Source organism: Acinetobacter sedimenti, assembly GCF_022601685.1.
Classification (GTDB): Bacteria; Pseudomonadota; Gammaproteobacteria; order Pseudomonadales; family Moraxellaceae; genus Acinetobacter; species Acinetobacter sedimenti.
The window spans coordinates 20,076-35,355 of sequence record NZ_JAKUML010000001.1 but is presented as its reverse complement, the minus strand read 5'-3'; the positions used below and the strand labels follow the sequence as shown (position 1 = coordinate 35,355).

Genomic DNA, 15,280 nt, shown 5'->3' with positions numbered 1-15,280 from the left:
AATTTTCGATTTTTCATTGCTTAAAAATTATCGTTCATATGAAAAAGCCACCCGATGGCTCGAATGGCTTTTTAAGCATAATGAGATTTTAACGTGACAAGATCAACGCACGACACTCAAGAAATGCAGATGACGTTCATATTGGTCAATAATGTCTTGAAGCAAATCATCCACTGTCCATTCCATCACATCATAGCCCTGACCGCCTGCACGCAAGAACACCTCAGCTTGATAATAAACTTCACCGTCTGAAGTCATATCTGCCATAAAGCTCGGTGGTGCAGTTTCTGTTGCGACCACTTGATAGATAAAATTGATCTCTTTGAGATGATCAACGCTCAGTTGTAAGCCCTGTTCTATCTCTGAGATTTGAACTTCAAGATTACGCACACCAAACTCTTTTTCGAGCTTGAGAAAGGCTTGTCGAACATTATCCTGAATGAACTGAGCAACTTCCGCTTGACGATGTGGATAGTGCATGATCAAGCCAAGACGTTGTTGCCAACTGCGTGGATTTTTTAGAGCATATGGAGTCGTCCGCGCACCTTGCAAAGCGTGCATTCTTGTCACATCGACCTTTAAGGCTTTGATCAATCCAATACAGATCAATAACATAATCACGGTAAATGGTAAGGCACTCATGATCGTTGCCGATTGCAAGGCTTTAAGCCCGCCCGCCAAGAGCAATATGATTGCCAAAAACGCCACCAGTGCAGTCCAAAACAGACGTTGCCATATCGGTGAATTATCAGATTTCGCTGTCAGATAATCCATCACCAACGCACCCGAATCTGCCGAAGTGACAAAGAATAAAATGATCAATACCGTTGCTACGACTTGGAACACACCACCCAAAGGCATCATGGATAAGAACTCAAATAGCGCCATTGATGAGTCTTGCTGTGTCGCTGTCAATAAACTTTGCTGACCTTTGTGCAGGATATTATACAATCCTGCATTACCCATAAAGCCCATCCAAATCAATGTAAAACCTGTTGGAATCAACATCACACCAACGATGAACTCACGCACGCTACGCCCTTTGGACACACGTGCAATAAACATTCCCACAAATGGCGACCACGAAATCCACCACGCCCAATACATGATCGTCCAACCACCTATCCAACCATTCGGCTGATAGGCATAGAGATTGAATGTCATGCTAAATAGATTACTGAGGTAATCACCGACGTTTTGCAAAGTGGTCTGCAATAGATAAATCGTTGGACCTGCGAAGAACACAAAAAGCAATAAACTGATCGCTAAAATCAAATTCAATTCTGATAAGCGTTTGATGCCTTTGTCCACACCTAGCACCACAGATACAGATGCCATCATACTGACGACGATAATCAGCCACACTTGAGCTGTCGTCGAGGTTTCAATACCAAAAAGATAATTCATCCCCGAATTGATCTGTGTCACCCCAAAGCCAAGCGTTGTCGCCACACCAAATACGGTACCAATCGTAGCAAAAGTATCCACGCCATCACCGATCGGACCATGAATCTTCTGACCAATCATGGGGTAGAGTGCAGAGCGAACTTTGAGCGGTAAATTATGTCGATACGCAAAATAAGCCAATGACAACCCCACCAAAGCATAGATACCCCAAGCATGTAAGCCCCAATGGAAAAAGGTCACTCGCATCGCCTGCCGAGCAGAATCAATCGTTTCAGGATCACCTGTTGGTGGACTGGCATAATGCATGATCGGCTCTGCCACCCCAAAGAACATCAAGCCAATCCCCATACCTGCGGTAAAGAGCATGGCGAACCATGATTTATTGCTATATTCAGGTTGGCTGTGGTCAGGACCTAATTTGATTTTCCCTGCATCAGACAGTGCAAAATAAGCCAATAACAATAAGAATATCGCCACAGAAAGCACATAGAACCAACTAAACGATGTAGTAATCCATGTATTTAATCGTTGTGTGATGAGATCAAACGCATCAGGTGTCAGGAGCACCAATCCCATAAAAATCGCAATCACGATCACCGTGCTAAAAAACACATTTGGATTGACATTGGCAAACCAAGAAGGTGTTTTGGAAGACATATTTCCCCCAGTTTTAAATCTGTAATAAGACGTGAAATGAAATAATTCGTAGCCGAAATGATCACCGTCTCAATCAACACAATGATTCAAAAAATGATCAAAACTATATATTTCATTTAGGGTCTAGATAAGTTTAGAGTGGATTTTCCCTTAATTCTTTAAGTAGTTTAGCATAAAGATTTTCATGTCGATGGTTAAACCTAAACTTACATTCTTTTAGGTGGAGATAGAATTTTTCATTAGCGATGCCATTAAACTTTCTCAGTCTTCTTTAGGCATAAGACCAGAATAATTCAATACCGTTGATGTGTGAGTTGCCTCTAGCAAATTCATTCTTACCATGATGGATTCTGTATAGACATTGCCCTCACGCTTCAGGATGCCAAAGGCGATGGTTTTACCAATTGCACCACGACCACGTTTACCACGTACACGCTGTGCGCCAAAATAACTTTCATCGACTTCAACTTCGCCTGATAAGGGCGATGCTTGCTCACATAAATACGCTACACGAATGCGTAGCTTGAGATATATTCTGTTGATGGTCACCCGACTGACATCTGTCATTTGCGATACTTTAGACGCAGGTAAATCATGACAAAATAGTTTGATTATTTGTCTAAACTTAGCCTCAGAAATATGTGAACGCTTACAATATTTGTTTAAACCAGTCATAGCCTAACTTTAACACCTTTTGATTTGTGATAAAGTTATCTAGACCCTATTTAAATTTGCTGTCACAAGATTGACTTGTGTTGAACTATATTGCCCTTGGGTATTATCAATCGACTGCTGTGCAGTAATATCAAGTGTTTTGTCAGCGATGAATGTTGCTTTTGAAGTGAGAATCTAAGTTTCATAAAAACCACAGTAGATGCGCTAAATCACGAAATGTTAATTATTCAAAAAGCGCATAAAACATACACTGAACAAGTGTAGCTAAGTAAATATTTCACTTTATCTGCTCATCCACTTTTCAATCTAAGCCAACTACAATATGATCGAACACGATTGTGATTAGTTTGCCCTTTTATGAAAGTTTTTTACTGTAATCATTGCCATTCGCAGATTATGTACACCAATAGCCTATGCATCAATTGCAATAAGGTCGTTGGTTACTTACCTGCAAGTCAGGATTTGGTGACATTCGAGCAAACCGAGCAAGGTTGGCTAGCATTGGATGGTTCAGAAAAATATTATCGCCCCTGCGCCAATTATCAGGAATATCATGTCTGTAACTGGATGATTGATGCTGACGATCCTGCACAGTTTTGTAGTTCATGTCAGCTCACCTCGGTGATTCCAAACTTACATGAAGAAAAAAATATTGAATATTGGTCAAAGCTTGAAATTTCCAAACGTCGTTTTTTATACATTACTCAGCGACTTGACATCTTCCCTCGCCCGAAGCAAAACCCTGAAGATTTGCTTGGTCTAAGCTTTCACTTCCTCGTACCGACTGAAGATCATCCTGTGATGACTGGTCATGCCAACGGCGTGATTACACTGAATGCTTATGAAGCAGATCATCTGTATCGAGAGCAAACTCGTATCACGATGGGGGAGAATTATCGGACTTTACTTGGACATTTTCGTCATGAAAGTGGGCATTATTATTTTGATGTATTGATCGCCAATACCGGCTGGATTAATGAGTTTCGACAGATTTTTGGTGATGAGCGTCAAGATTATAGTCAAGCCTTGCAACATTATTATGAACATAGCGCTCCGAAAGACTGGCAAGATCGCTTTATCAGCACCTATGCCTCAAGCCATCCGTGGGAAGATTGGGCGGAAACATGGGCACATTATCTACATATGCTCAGCACTTTAGATACGGCATATCACATTGGCATGACCGTGGACAAGCGTCATAAAAATGGACCTGAACTCCGCTTTACCGAAGCACCCACTCATGCGCAAGACTTCGAACTCACATTGAATAACTGGTTTGCATTATCTTATGGTTTAAATTCACTCAATCAAAGTATGGGACTTGAAGACGCTTATCCGTTTATTCTGTCTAGTACGGTGTTAGATAAATTACGCTTTATTCACAAAGTCTTGCAACAAGTCAGCGCACATAAACGTGAAGATAAGCGTTTTAATCAAATTCAACGCTGTTAAGTTTTAAGAAAACTCTTTTACATAAAAAATCCTCCTTTTAGGAGGATTTTTTATTTTCTGAATATTACGGATGACTTATTACTACTAACTTGTTACTGCTAATTCGCATCAGGAGAATTATCATCATGCTTTTTGGCATATTGAATCGACATATACGCCGTAATACTGAGCACCACAACAATAAAGCCGAGTGAAATCCATACAGGCATATGGAACACATCGAGCATCAACATCTTAAAGCCGATGAATAATAAGATAATCCCTAAACCATACGGCAGATAGTGCATCTTCGCCGCCGCACCTGACAGTAAGAAGAACATCGCACGAAGTCCCAAGATCGCCATCAAGTTTGCACTTAGTACAATGAATGGGTCGGTTGTGACCGCAAAAATCGCAGGAATCGAATCCACCGCAAAGATCACATCAGAGAACTCAACCAAGATCAACACCACAAATAACGGTGTAATCCACAACTTGCCTTGCTCACGCACAAAGAACTTATTACCATGCAAAGACTGCGTGATCGGCACATGTTTACGCAACCATTTCAGCAATGCCATATTTTCGACATTGCTCTCCTCCTCTTGACCACGTAGGAATTTGATCCCTGTATAGACGAGAAACGCACCGAAAATATAAAGAATCCACGAAAACTCTTGAACCAGCCATGCGCCAATCAAGATGAAAATGGTTCGTAAAACAATTGCACCAATCACACCGTATAACAGAATCTGACGTTGCAACGCAGGCGGAATCGCGAAAGCAGCAAAGATCATCAACCACACAAAAACGTTATCAATCGCTAAAGATTTTTCAAGCAGATAACCTGTGATGTACTCCAAAGTCTTTTGGTTAGCGACTTCAACACCAATGCTTTGTTGCAAATATAGCCACAAACCACCTGCGAATAGCATCGCCACAGTGACCCATGCCGCACTCCACCAAGCCGCTTTCTTGACCGGAACAGCTTCACCTTGATTTTGCTTAAATCCAAGAAAATCAATCAATAGCATCACAAAGACGATGCCAAAAAACACCAAATACAGCCATATATTACCGACAGAATCCATCAATCACTCCTGCATCTGGCAATGTGGGGAAATTTTTTATCCGTCGTATAGACGCAAAAAAACCTCGACCAGTCGCCAGATGTTAAAAAACACCTGTACCAACATGATCAAGGTCTTGCCTACATCGCTTAAGATTTAACGGTGTAAATCATTAACGATGCTCAGATACCGACTTTTTGCAAAGTGTATTGACGATATCTGACACGAGAAGATAAAAATTTTAAAGTTTCTTCTCGTTTGGAGGAGGCTACTCCCCTTGTCAAACTGTGTTCACTGAATCAATTGTGATCAACTCAGCGAGAATGTGCGAATCATGCCACAAAATAATCAAAGCTACAATAGTAACCCAATCCCAGTTCTAAATTAAGATGAGTAAAAATCATCTGATTCGTAAGGACGTCAGTCGCATTGTTCGAGGTCAGAACAATTTTAATAAAATGCCGTTTTTCAAGGTATTGTATTAATTTCGGCGTTTGACCGAGTTTGCGACTGACAAATGGTTTTGCCTACTTTTCCCGAAAGAAAAGTAGGTCGAACCGAAGGTTAATCCTAGTATTTGAGCATAAACCTTAAGACCTTGCCTAAAATTTTCCGCTTTTTCATAGTAAGCACAACATAATTTATCGAATAAGTTAACTAAATTGGAAGCTCGAAACTTAATGATCATCAGTAGATGATGCCGAACTCTCATCATCTTCTTTATAAATAAATTTTGGCATTTCTAAACCAAAATAAATCGCCACAACACGTAAGCTAAAACCAAAAACTAAAGTCAGAATGACCGTGATTTCAAGGTTTAGATTGATGTAATGCAAACACACCCAATAAAACACCACCGCAGCGAATGAAATACTCGCATAGAGCTCACGGCGGAAGACTAAAGGCACATCATTACACAAAATATCTCGAAGAATACCACCCGACACACCAGTCAACACGCCTGCAACGCCTGCTACGACAAAACCATGCCCCATCTCGATCGCCACCTGACTCCCAATAATGGTAAACCCAATCAAACCAAGCGCATCAAGCAACAAAAACATATTGCGCAGATGCTTCATCCAATTGGCAATTAGAATCGTAAACAACGCCGCACATGTGGTCAGAATCAAATATTCAGGATGCTTCACCCAAGTCAATGGATAGTGCCCAAGCACCACGTCACGTACCGTACCACCACCAAGCGCAGTTACACAGGCGATTAGAATCACCCCAAACCAATCCATACTGCGTCGCCCAGCCGATAACGCACCTGTCATCGCCTCAGCGGTAATCGCAATAATATAAATAACTGTCAGTAGCATATTTGCATCAAAAGTGTGTTTCGTAAGATAGCGATATTGTAGCGAAATTTCTCATCAATTCGAGAAAAATGACGCTAAAGCCTGCTCAGTAAAAGCAGACGTATTACTACGATTTAGCGCATCAAGTATGGATAACAACACTGCTTAAACTTTTTCTGTGAACAGCAAATACAAGGCTGTTTCATGGTTGGCAGAGCTACCGTCGGATCAATGAAGTACCACCGCTCGGCAATTTTGACAAAAGCAGAACGCTCATGATGTGCATCACGAACCGATACAGATGTTGCATTGGACGTCAAAAAATAGGCTTTAAACTCAACCTTCGCATGACTTTTTCCAAGTTTTTCTTGATGCGCTAATACGTCGAGCCCATCCCATTTAGTTTGCTTACTCCATGTCAAGATTGCTTGCCGATCAAGTAAGTTTTTTAGCGATGGCACTGTAGTTTGAACAATATAATCAATCTCTTGCAACACATATGCACAATAGCGTGAGCGCATCAATTGTTCTGCATTCTGTGCCAATGCTTTGCCTTGATGTAGCACTTCACAGCACGCTGAATAGGAAAGGTTTGAACCACATGGACACTGCATCATCGTTGCTATATTTGCTCGTTTATATTTTTTTAACAATAAGAAAAAATAGTAGACATAAAAAAAGCTTGAATCAATGTTCAAGCTTTTCATACATCTTTCAAAATTTGGAGCGGGAAACGAGACTCGAACTCGCGACCCCAACCTTGGCAAGGTTGTGCTCTACCAACTGAGCTATTCCCGCATGCGCCACATCATAGCGCATTGGCGATTTTGGTCAAGCAGTTTTCGATTTCCGAATCTCCGAATGCACATTTATTCATCTTTTTTTGTCCTTTGATATCAGTTTTATTCATCTTTTGTCTACGTTATTAACTCTCGTTATCAATTTTTATACTTAATCTGCAATACCATCGTTATACACTGAGGCTAGAAATAGTAAAAATCTCGGAGTAACGATGAAGAAGTTTTTAAGCGTAACAGTATTGGCAAGTGCTTTGGCGGTGACAGGATGTACCAGTTCAACATCGACAAGTACCACGGGTGTAGACCGCAAACAATTACTACTGGTATCTGACAGCGAGGTCAATGCCTTATCTGCGCAAAGTTATAACCAAATGAAAGCGCAAGCACAGGCAAAAGGTGTATTGAACACCAATAGTACGCAAAAAGCACGCTTACAACGCATTGCCAACCGTTTGATTCCACAAGCAAAAGTACTTCGCCCAGAGGCGTCTTCTTGGAAATGGGAAGTCAATTTGATCAAGAGCAATGAGCTAAATGCCTTCTGTGCGCCCGGTGGTAAGATCATGTTCTTTACAGGCATCATCGACCGATTAAAACTCACTGATGATGAGATCGCTGCGATCATGGGTCACGAGATGGCACATGCACTGCGTGAACATGGTCGTGAAAATGTATCTCGTCAGTACGCACAGCAAGCAGGTTTAAGCATCATAGCGGCAGCGACTGGTCTATCTGAAGGTCAAGCGCAACTTGCGCAGATGGTTGGTCAGATCGGTATCAGCTTACCGAATAACCGTACGCAGGAGTCTGAAGCAGATGTACTTGGCACCGAGCTGATGGCACGTGCAGGGTATAACCCGAATGCGTCGATTAGTCTGTGGAAAAAAATGATTTCAGCAAGTAGCGGAAGCTCGCCACAGTTCTTGAGTACCCACCCGAATCCATCGAATCGTATTCAAAACTTACAAGCTTTAATGCCAAAAGTAATGCCACTGTATCAACAAGCAAAACGCTAAACACATATTGTCAAGCAAAGTTGAAAATACCGCATCGTTCATGATGCGGTATTTTTTTATGGTAGCGATTCTAGGAGTTTTGAAGAAAACTTCGTTTTGCTTGAAATATGCTATATTTGTATCCACTCCTTGCACAAAGTTTTTGCGTTATATTTGAATTAAAGGTCGCCTTATGCAACTGCAAACTCAACTTGAAGAATTACTACAAAAATGCTCACCAAGCCATTTGGAAATTTTGAATGAATCCTCTGGTCATGGTGGCTATTTCCCTGGGAAAGAAAGTCATTTTAAAGTGACCATCGTCAGTGATGTTTTTCAAGGTTTGCGTTTGGTTCAACGCCATCAAAAGATATATAGCTTAGTCGGTGATTTACTTGCGCCTTCCAAGATTCACGCCTTAGCTATTCATGCCTATACTCATGATGAATGGACAGGTGAACGTCCTGACAGTCCAAATTGTGCGCACGCACCAAAGCATGCAAGCAGTTAACTTTATTTCAGTTTTTTATTCTTATTTTTCATTTCAAGCCACTGTTTTAGCTAGAGAACCACTATGGATCAGCACCTATTGATTAAAATCATACACATGTCGATTGCCAGTTTGGTGTTTATTTTATTGATTGTGCGTGCTTTTCCGATTTTGATTTTAAAAAAATGGACGGTTGAACGCACCGTGTCCAACAAGATCATCGTCGGGCTGCAACATTTCAGTTATAGTGTGTTGATTTTGTCGGGATTGTGGTTGCTTTGGGACAATCAATTTCAGGTTGAAATGTGGTTTTATGCCAAAGTGATTTTATTTTTAGTCATTTTATCTGCATCAATAAAAGCCTTTAGTCGCAAATCAGAGCGCTTATTGGTGCAACGTCAAGCAGGCTTAGTGATTGCGATTGTGGCATTTCTTGCCTTATTCGCTTTGATCGGGATCAAACCACAGCTCGGCTAAGTTTTGAATAAATTGTTTTTAGAGATGTCATTACTAACATATTTTTTGACTGATTTTATTGACTTGTTTTTTTGAATTGGTTCGATACAACCAAAAGAAGGAATGGAGAACAACATGCTAACTCGCGTTGTATTTAACCAAAAAGGTGGTGTAGGCAAATCAAGCATTACCGTCAACTTAGCAGCGATCAGTGCCGCACAGGGCTATCGTACTTTAGTAATCGACCTTGATCCACAATCGAACTCAAGTCAATACATTCTCGGTAGTGCCCATGACAGCTTGAACACAGGTGCGGAACTGCCGACCTTTAGCCCGAATATGTATCATTTCTTTGAAGAAGTAGTGGCGCAGCCGCAAGGTAAAGGCATTCTCGGCTCGGCGATTGGCTCGATCTTAAATAATAAAGTCAAAGGCTTAGATGCAGTGATTCATCAGAGTCCGTTTCCAAATTTGCATGTGATTCCATCGAGTGCAGAGCTTGGCTCACTAGAGCATGCGCTTGAATCGAAACATAAAATTTACAAACTGCGTGATGCTTTGCATAAAATCGCATCACAATATGATCGGGTCTATATCGACACCCCGCCAGCATTTAACTTCTTTACCTTGTCTGCGCTGATTGCGTCGAATCGTGTCTTGATTCCATTTGACTGTGACGTATTCTCACACCGTGCACTATTAACGCTACTTGAAAATGTCGTCGAAACTCGTCAAGATCATAATGATGACTTGGCTGTGGAAGGTGTGATTGTCAATCAGTTCCAAGCGCAAGCCAAGCTTCCAAAGGAAATTGTGGCACAGCTTCGTCAGGATCAACTGCCTGTGTTTGACACCATGCTACCGCCATCTGTGATGATGAAAGAGTCACACTTGAAGAATCTACCATTGATTCATTTGGCTGAGGATCACAAGCTGACACAGACTTACCGCCAACTATTTGACGAGATTGAGCGTGAATAATGAATAAACTCACTTTAGCAACCGCATTGGCTTCAAGCCTTGTACTAGGTGCTTGCGCAACTGGTCCAGTCAACCCCGCCTATGTTTCACCGACGCAGTATCAATCGTGGAACTGCGCACAGCTCCACACCGAATACGCACGTATCGGCAAATATGTCAGTGACGGTGTTGAACCTGAAAAGCGTACAGGTATGGGCGTTGGTGTCGGACTTGGTGTAGGCGGCTGGGGTGGCGGTTGGGGCGTTCGTCCGAACATCTCAGTGAATATGGGGCAATCGAGCAACAGCAAACGCACAGAAATTGCCAAACTCTACGGACAGCAAGATGCGATTGCACAAGCGGCACAATTTAAAAATTGTCCAATTCAAAATCCACGCCCAAGCAATTAACCTAATCCTAACACATTGTCATGCAACACTATTTCTAAATAGTGTAAGTTACATATTCATAATTTGATGCAATTTTCAGCAATATTAGCTTGGGAATTGCATCATAATTGTTTAACTTACGCTCTCCTAACTCCCTCACAGATCCCTGTGACTATTGAACCACTTTTATGATCGAATATGGCTTTATTCTTATTGCGCTGTTTGCCGTGATGATTATCCCTGGACCAACCAACGCATTGTTGGCGAGTTCTGCACAGCAAATCGGTATGCAAAAATCACTTCGCCTGATTCCTGCGGAGTTGATTGGCTATATGTATGCGATGGCACTGTGGTGGTTAATCGTTGCTTTTACCGATGATATATGGCCTTTATTTATTGATATTCTCCATTTTGCCAGTGCGATCTATGTCTTTTGGCTTGCTTTTCGTCTATGGAAAATGAAACACCTACATGCGCATAGTCAACGCAATAAAAATATCAAAGCCATGCACCTGTTTTATTCCACCTTTAAAAATCCAAAAGCTGCGCTCTTTTCAGTTGGCGTGTTTCCGCATGCGACGTGGAACAATATCGAAAGCTATGCCATTAGCATGTTGCTATTTAGTGCGGTACTGATTCCATCGGCTTTGTTTTGGATGTTTTACGGCAGTCGCTTACTGACGGGTCGCTTCAAAGGCATCAACCAAGAGCAACTCTACCGTAGTTCTGCACTGTTATTATTAGTTTGTATGTTGCCAATCATTGTACGCTTCTTTAACTAATCCATTCGTCTTTCATTATAAACACCCACCCAATTCGCAAAAATTGTCACTTCCTACCCTTTTATTTATAAAATAATTTGTGAAATACCCAGATAAATCACAATAAATCGTGATATGTTTAATAAAAATAATAAATAAAGTTTGAAATCTGTCATCAAGCATAGTATTTTAGTTATTAATGAGAATTTTATTATTTACAATTACGATTGTGGATACAATCAATAGCCTATCGGGGAGTCCGTGATGCAAGTTAAATCGGTAATGCTGATGTTAAGCATGACTGTCGGTTTCGCGTCATATACACACTCAGCTCAAATTCAACCGCAAACGCCTAAGCAAGAAGCGTCGATTATCAAATCTGTTGCAGATGCGAAAAAGACCACTGCAACGGCGAAAGATGCGAGCCAACTGACCGCACTGGATAAAATGATCCAAAGCGCAAAGTTGTCTGCTGCATCAAAACCATCGACTGAAGAAAGCCAAGCACTCGCTAAGCTCAATAACCAAAAACTCAGCGTGGTTTCTCGTAGTAAGAAGTTTAGCAATCTATTCCAAAATCTGTTTGGTAGTTAATGTGACCAAAATAGAATCGGCATAGAAAACGATTTTACCTTCCTCCAAAAGCTGTCTTCGGACAGTTTTTTTATGGGATATAACATTAATTAAGGTGCTATAGCTGTTTAAGGACGTAAGTGTCGAGGGCGGAAGCCCATTGCCAATAGTGAAATACCGTATACCATCGCACCAAGCACACAGAGCACACTCAGCGCAAGAATACGCATCCACACACCTGCATCACCATCAAACCATTGTAAACCGAACCATAAAGCAACGATCATCGCAATATTGGCGATGGAGAATTGCACTATGGTTTTTTTCCAATGCCCTTCAAAACGATAAATATTCCGACGATGCAATGCCACATAGAGCAATCCTGCATTCACCAACGCCGAGCCTGATGAAGCCAGTGCTAGTGCCATGTGTTGCTCTTTCCAACCGACGAGATGGAAAATCCCAAGCAAAATGATGGTAATGAGCATGTTGGCAAACACGGTGACTAAACCGATACGTACAGGCGTCTTGGTATCTTGCTGTGCATAAAAGCCTGGCGCAAAGACCTTAATCAACATAAATGAGATCACACCTGCACTCATACATTGCAATGCCAAAGCGGTCATCTGCGTATCACGTAGGGTAAATTCACCATGTTGGAACAGCGTTTGTATAATCGGTGTGGCAAGCATACCCAATGCAATACTGGCAGGTACACCCACCAAGATAATGACTTTCGCTGCCCAGTCGATCATGGCACGGAATTTTGTGGCATCTTGCTCTGCATGACGGTTCGATAACGACGGTAAAATCACTGTACCAATCGCCACACCAATCAAGCCCAGTGGCAACTCAGTCATTCGCTCTGCGGTATACAGCCACGACACTGAACCCTCTTGCATATGCGATGCCCAAAAGGTATTGAGCAATAGATTGATTTGCGTCACTGACACACCGAACAACGCAGGTAACATCAACTTTAAAATGCGTTGTACCCCTTCATGCTTAAAATCGAGCTTCGGTGGAATCAGCAATTTTTTACGCCATAACTGTGGGAGCTGTAAGGCAAGTTGTAATATCCCTGCAATCAACACGCCCCAACCCAATGACATGATCGCAGGATCAGGATACATTTTTGGTGCTAAAAATAGTGCCGCAAAAATCATACTCAGATTGAGTAATACAGGCGCAAATGCAGGTGTGGTAAACGAGCCATAACTATTCAAAATACTTCCTGCAAATGCCGTCAACGACATAAATAACAAGTATGGAAAAGTCAGGCGAAATAGATCAATCAGCTGTGCAAATTTCTCAGGATCGTCGGCAAAACCACCTGCATAGACGTAGAGAATTGCAGGCGCTGCCACCATCGCCACCATGGTCAATAAACTCATGATCAGCAGTAACCCGCCAAATACACGACTAACTAAAATCTGCACTTCTTCGTGTGTTTTTGAGGTTTTATATTCTGTGAGTACAGGAATAAAGGCTTGGGAAAATGCCCCTTCGGCAAACAGTCGCCGAAAGAAATTAGGGATACGGAATGCCACCACGAAGGTATCGAAATCTTTGCCTGCGCCAAATACATTGAGCAAGACCATATCTCGTACCAAGCCTAAGATGCGTGACAACATAGTCATCGCACTGACAATGACGGTCGATCGCCATAGCGCCATGGTTTTTATCCCAAATCACAAAAGTGCTTATTGTAGATGAATTTTTAGAGTTTGCATGCACTAGACCATGTAAATCCAATGAATTTATGTAGCGCGTGTTTGCTGTAAAAGCTGACGTAGTTTTTGCCAATCAAAAAAATCACCCGGATCGGTCTTACGCTGTGGCGCAATATCCGAATGCCCTGCAAGATGCTTTTTGGTTTTTGGATAGGCAGATTCGAGCGCAACGATCACTTGGCTGAGTTGTTGATATTGCGCCTCTTCAAAGGGCAAATCATCACTGCCTTCAAGCTCGATGCCAATCGAATAATCATTACATTCCACTTGACCGAGATAGCTTGAACGCCCTGCATGCCAAGCCCGATCGTTAAAATTGACGAACTGTAAAATCTCTCCAGTACGCAATATTAATAAATGCGCTGAAACTTGCATCCCACGAATGGTTTCAAAATAAGGGTGCTTGCCGTGATCGAGTTGATTTTGAAAAAATTGCTCGATATAACCGCCACCAAACTGCGATGGTGGCAAGCTAATATTATGAATCACCACCAGACGAATCTCTGTCTGCTCAGGACGAGCATTAAAGTTCGGTGAAGCGATCTGCCGAGCGATATTTAACCGCCCTTGCTCAATTTTTAAATGACTCATCGTATAAAAATATCAAAGTGTTAACCAGTATTCAGCATTCATATTACTTGAGTTCAAGGCATTTTGCTGTCTAAATCTCTGCCTTGCGAAAAAATCCGTTATAATCAGTCGCAACTTTCACCATCAAACTTTTTGAGTACACCATGATTTCGTCAACGATGCTTGAGCAAGCGATCCAGATCAATGTCCAACATGTTCTTGCAGAAGATATTGGAGATGGTGACATTACCGCACAGCTCACACCTGCGGATGAGATTGCCCACGCACGGGTGATTACTCGGGAAGATATGGTACTTGCAGGTCGTCCGTGGGTCGATGCGATATTTCAACAACTTGATCCAACTGTGGAAGTGATTTGGCTCAAAAATGATGGCGATACTGTCCTTGCCAACGATGCCTTTTTAGAGCTGAAAGGTAACGCACGTAGCCTACTGACAGGCGAACGCCCTGCGTTGAATTTTGTTCAGACTTTATCTGCGGTAGCAACCAAAGTGAACGGTTATGTAAAATTACTTGATGGCTTAAATACTAAAATTTTGGATACTCGTAAAACCTTACCGGGCTTACGCATCGCACAAAAATATGCGGTAACCATGGGTGGTGGTCAAAACCATCGCATTGGCTTGTTTGATGCGTTCCTCATCAAAGAAAATCACATCATGGCGGCAGGTGGTATTGCCCAAGCAATTGCACAAGCGCATCAAATTGCACCGAATAAACCTGTGGAAGTAGAAGTAGAAAGTTTTGATGAATTACAGCAAGCACTTGAGGCGGGTGCAGATATTGTAATGCTGGATAACTTTAGCCAACAAGAAATGGTTGATGCAGTAAAACTGGTCGATGGACGTTGCAAACTCGAAGCATCGGGCAACATTACCGTGGAACGCTTGCGTGAAGTTGCATCGACTGGTGTGGACTATATTTCAATGGGTGCGCTGACTAAAGATGTGCAAGCCATTGATTTATCAATGCGTTTCGTCAAATAGAA

Annotated in this window: 16 protein-coding genes, 1 tRNA gene and 1 pseudogene; 9 read left to right on the top strand and 9 right to left on the bottom strand. The window is 41.9% G+C overall.

Annotation, left to right across the window (positions count from 1 at the left end; genetic code table 11):
* Positions 1-102 precede the first annotated feature (102 nt).
* From MKI79_RS00195 to MKI79_RS11720, 3 genes and pseudogenes are all read right to left on the bottom strand, one after another.
* On the bottom strand, positions 103-2,064 hold the full coding sequence (locus MKI79_RS00195) for a BCCT family transporter (protein WP_241569882.1): 1,962 nt from the start codon (positions 2,062-2,064) through the stop codon (positions 103-105).
* A 133-nt stretch (positions 2,065-2,197) separates the two neighbouring features.
* Positions 2,198-2,739 (bottom strand): annotated as a pseudogene (locus MKI79_RS00190) (IS1595 family transposase).
* Positions 2,740-2,778: 39 nt separating this feature from the next.
* Positions 2,779-2,889, bottom strand: coding sequence for a hypothetical protein (locus MKI79_RS11720; protein ID WP_407651522.1), 111 nt, complete (start codon positions 2,887-2,889; stop codon positions 2,779-2,781).
* A 207-nt stretch (positions 2,890-3,096) separates the two neighbouring features.
* On the opposite strand from MKI79_RS11720, the gene MKI79_RS00185 reads away from it, so the two are divergent.
* On the top strand, positions 3,097-4,191 hold the full coding sequence (locus MKI79_RS00185) for a zinc-binding metallopeptidase family protein (protein ID WP_241569881.1): 1,095 nt from the start codon (positions 3,097-3,099) through the stop codon (positions 4,189-4,191).
* A 98-nt stretch (positions 4,192-4,289) separates the two neighbouring features.
* On the opposite strand, the gene MKI79_RS00180 is transcribed toward MKI79_RS00185, so the two are convergent.
* From MKI79_RS00180 to MKI79_RS00165, 4 genes are all read right to left on the bottom strand, one after another.
* Positions 4,290-5,261, bottom strand: coding sequence for a TerC family protein (locus MKI79_RS00180; protein ID WP_241569879.1), 972 nt, complete (start codon positions 5,259-5,261; stop codon positions 4,290-4,292).
* 656 nt (positions 5,262-5,917) lie between these two features.
* Positions 5,918-6,565, bottom strand: coding sequence for a trimeric intracellular cation channel family protein (locus tag MKI79_RS00175; protein WP_241569877.1), 648 nt, complete (start codon positions 6,563-6,565; stop codon positions 5,918-5,920).
* Positions 6,566-6,678: 113 nt separating this feature from the next.
* A complete protein-coding gene (locus MKI79_RS00170; protein ID WP_241569873.1) occupies positions 6,679-7,161 on the bottom strand; it encodes a YchJ family protein in 483 nt (160 codons plus the stop codon).
* 105 nt (positions 7,162-7,266) lie between these two features.
* A tRNA-Gly gene (locus MKI79_RS00165) sits at positions 7,267-7,342 on the bottom strand.
* A gap of 214 nt (positions 7,343-7,556) precedes the next feature.
* Between MKI79_RS00165 and MKI79_RS00160 the strand changes: the two genes are divergently transcribed.
* The 7 genes from MKI79_RS00160 to MKI79_RS00130 all read left to right on the top strand — a co-directional run bounded on the left by MKI79_RS00160 (position 7,557) and on the right by MKI79_RS00130 (position 11,989).
* The gene (locus tag MKI79_RS00160) at positions 7,557-8,360 is read left to right on the top strand and encodes a M48 family metallopeptidase (RefSeq protein ID WP_241569871.1); all 804 of its coding nucleotides are present in this window, start codon (positions 7,557-7,559) and stop codon (positions 8,358-8,360) included.
* 172 nt (positions 8,361-8,532) lie between these two features.
* Positions 8,533-8,850, top strand: coding sequence for a BolA family protein (locus tag MKI79_RS00155; RefSeq protein ID WP_241569865.1), 318 nt, complete (start codon positions 8,533-8,535; stop codon positions 8,848-8,850).
* Between the two features lie 63 nt (positions 8,851-8,913).
* Positions 8,914-9,306: a SirB2 family protein gene (locus MKI79_RS00150; RefSeq protein WP_241569864.1), complete on the top strand. Its 393-nt coding sequence runs from the start codon at positions 8,914-8,916 to the stop codon at positions 9,304-9,306.
* A 114-nt stretch (positions 9,307-9,420) separates the two neighbouring features.
* Positions 9,421-10,266, top strand: a complete 846-nt coding sequence (locus MKI79_RS00145) for a ParA family protein (protein ID WP_241569862.1) — start codon at positions 9,421-9,423, stop codon at positions 10,264-10,266.
* Positions 10,266-10,655: a hypothetical protein gene (locus MKI79_RS00140; RefSeq protein ID WP_241569859.1), complete on the top strand. Its 390-nt coding sequence runs from the start codon at positions 10,266-10,268 to the stop codon at positions 10,653-10,655. Before MKI79_RS00145 ends, MKI79_RS00140 begins: the two co-directional genes overlap by 1 nt.
* 167 nt (positions 10,656-10,822) lie before the next feature.
* Positions 10,823-11,416: a LysE family translocator gene (locus MKI79_RS00135; protein ID WP_241569858.1), complete on the top strand. Its 594-nt coding sequence runs from the start codon at positions 10,823-10,825 to the stop codon at positions 11,414-11,416.
* 243 nt (positions 11,417-11,659) lie between these two features.
* Positions 11,660-11,989, top strand: coding sequence for a hypothetical protein (locus tag MKI79_RS00130; protein WP_241569854.1), 330 nt, complete (start codon positions 11,660-11,662; stop codon positions 11,987-11,989).
* A 107-nt stretch (positions 11,990-12,096) separates the two neighbouring features.
* On the opposite strand, the gene murJ is transcribed toward MKI79_RS00130, so the two are convergent.
* A complete protein-coding gene (gene murJ / locus MKI79_RS00125; RefSeq protein WP_241569852.1) occupies positions 12,097-13,644 on the bottom strand; it encodes a murein biosynthesis integral membrane protein MurJ in 1,548 nt (515 codons plus the stop codon).
* An 84-nt stretch (positions 13,645-13,728) separates the two neighbouring features.
* Positions 13,729-14,292, bottom strand: a complete 564-nt coding sequence (gene ampD / locus MKI79_RS00120; RefSeq protein WP_241569850.1) for a 1,6-anhydro-N-acetylmuramyl-L-alanine amidase AmpD — start codon at positions 14,290-14,292, stop codon at positions 13,729-13,731.
* A 143-nt stretch (positions 14,293-14,435) separates the two neighbouring features.
* Between ampD and nadC the strand changes: the two genes are divergently transcribed.
* A complete protein-coding gene (nadC, locus tag MKI79_RS00115) occupies positions 14,436-15,278 on the top strand; it encodes a carboxylating nicotinate-nucleotide diphosphorylase (RefSeq protein WP_241569848.1) in 843 nt (280 codons plus the stop codon).
* Positions 15,279-15,280: the final 2 nt, after the last annotated feature.